The 1,564-nt window shown below is 66.9% G+C and carries 2 protein-coding genes; both read right to left on the bottom strand.

What is annotated here, in order from left to right; all coding sequences use genetic code 11:
• Positions 1 to 21 precede the first annotated feature (21 nt).
• Entirely contained in the window at positions 22 to 528 is a 507-nt protein-coding gene (locus CF68_RS34535; RefSeq protein ID WP_051591824.1) for a VOC family protein, read from the bottom strand.
• A 38-nt stretch (positions 529 to 566) separates the two neighbouring features.
• Complete coding sequence (locus CF68_RS34530) at positions 567 to 1,562, bottom strand: CDP-6-deoxy-delta-3,4-glucoseen reductase (protein WP_051591823.1); 996 nt, start codon at positions 1,560 to 1,562, stop codon at positions 567 to 569.
• Positions 1,563 to 1,564 lie beyond the last annotated feature (2 nt).

Here is a 1,564-nt window from a genome sequence, read left to right as displayed (position 1 = left end):
TTTCTGTCTTGTCGTGACTGCTTATCGGTTGCCGAGATCGCCATGCAGGTCGGAGTCGGCATCGCCGAAGCGATCGCCGAAGTCGAACATGTCGTCATGCTGGACCCCGTCGTAGTACTGGATCTCCCACCAGTTGTAGTCCTGGTCCTCGATGTAGAACGAGTACACCCCGTGCCGCGTCTCCGAATCCAGGATCTGGCGGATCCTGTAATGCTCCTTGAGCTCCACCACCTTCTGCCGCGCCGCATCCACTTCCTCCCGGCTGTCCACGTCCAGGCCCCAGTGGTGCTGCGAACTCTGCGGCTTCACCGTCTCGCCCACCTCCACGCACACGATGTGGAACTTCATCCCGCAACGCACCGCCATCGACGACTTCGAATGGCGCACGCACTCCAGTCCCAGCACCTCCTCGAAGAACCTGCGCGTCTCCTTCAGGTTCCTCGACTCCAGCGTGCCGTGCGACATGAACGACGGCCGCACAATCGCCGTCGCATTCTTGGTCGGCACCGTCGCATTCGGTATCCTCATCGTCTTGCTCCTCGTTTCTCCGTTCATTGATTCGATGCTCACGCCGCCGACCCCGCCAGCTCCGCCTGTGTCAGGAACGAGTCGGCAAAGAACTCGCTCTCGCGCAACCCGCACCGCGCCACGAAGTCCTCGCGCGCCGCCTCCACCATCACCGGCGCCCCGCACGCATACACCTGGTGCCCGGACAGGTCCGGCAGATCCTCCATCACCGCCCGGTGCACATAGCCCGTGCGGCCTGACCAGCCATCCTCCGGCTGCGCCTCCGACAGCACCGGCACATAGCGGAACCACGGACACGCCGACTCCCAGCTGCGCACCAGCTCGTCCAGGTACAGGTCCTGGCGCCGCCGTCCGCCCCAGTACAGCGTCATCGGCCGCTCCAGCTTGCGCTCGATCATGTAGCCGATGATGGCCTTGATCGGCGCAAAGCCCGTCCCGCTCGCCACGAACACGATCGGCGCGCTGCTCTCCTCGCGCAGGGAGAAGGTCCCCAGCGGCGCCTCGAAGTGCAGGATCTGCCCGGGCTCGATCTCCCCGCCGAACAACCGGTCCGTGAACACCCCGCCCGGCGTATGCCGGATGTGCAGCTCCAGCGAGATCTGCCCCGCCGCCGACGGCGGCGTCGCGATCGAATAGCTGCGCCGCTCGCCACCCGGCAGCAGGAAGTCCAGGTACTGCCCCGGCGCGTAGCGCAGGTTCTCGTTGATCGGCAGGCGCAGGTCCAGCACCACCACGTCCGGCGCCGCACGCCGGATCTGCCGCACCCGGCACGGCGTCTTGCGCGGCTTCACCTGCTTGAGCGACAGCTCCTTCACCTCGATCACCAGATCGCTCAGCGGCTTGGCCTGGCACAGCAAGGCCAGCCCTTCGGCGCGCTGCGCCTCGGTCAGGTACGCCGCATGGGCCCGGCCGTGATCCACCTGCCCCTCAAGAATCCGCCCGCGGCACGTGCGGCAGCCGCCGGCACGGCAGCTGTAGGGCATGATCCAGCCGGCGTTCAGCCCCGCCGTCAGCACGGTCGTCCCCGCCGGCACCG

Source organism: Cupriavidus sp. SK-4, assembly GCF_000611125.1.
GTDB classification, from domain to species: domain Bacteria; phylum Pseudomonadota; class Gammaproteobacteria; order Burkholderiales; family Burkholderiaceae; genus Cupriavidus; species Cupriavidus necator.
The sequence above is the reverse complement of the archived record's forward strand: the minus strand, read 5'-3'. Positions and strand labels throughout refer to the sequence as shown.

Excerpts from the sequence above, each read along its gene's own strand:
- CF68_RS34535 (WP_051591824.1), bottom strand. The coding sequence starts at position 528 with ATGAGGATACCGAATGCGACGGTGCCGACCAAGAATGCGACGGCGATT.